The sequence below is a fragment of the Haemophilus sp. UMB1048 genome (assembly GCF_030218125.1).
Lineage (GTDB): Bacteria > Pseudomonadota > Gammaproteobacteria > Enterobacterales > Pasteurellaceae > Haemophilus_D.
This window is the reverse complement of sequence record NZ_JASOPB010000218.1, coordinates 1-231: the sequence shown is the minus strand read 5'-3', so window position 1 is coordinate 231 and position 231 is coordinate 1. Positions and strand designations below refer to the sequence as shown.

The following is a 231-nucleotide window of genomic DNA, read 5'->3' as shown; positions in this document are numbered from 1 at the left end:
CAGAAACAGAAACTTGCGGGCGACCTTGAAACCCTGCGCAGTTACTATCTGGATCGCGGTTATGCCCGTTTCAACATCGATTCTACCCAGGTCAGTCTGACGCCAGATAAAAAAGGTATTTACGTCACGGTGAACATCACCGAAGGAGATCAGTACAAGCTTTCTGGCGTTGAAGTTAGCAGCAATCTTGCCGGGCACTCCGCTGAAATTGAGCAACTGACTAAGATCGAG

General features: G+C 48.9%; 1 protein-coding gene. It reads left to right on the top strand.

What is annotated here, in order from left to right; translation table 11 throughout:
• Nucleotides 1-231, top strand: a 231-nt coding sequence (locus tag QP437_RS10535; RefSeq protein WP_285267805.1) for a POTRA domain-containing protein, incomplete at both ends; no start/stop codon positions are given.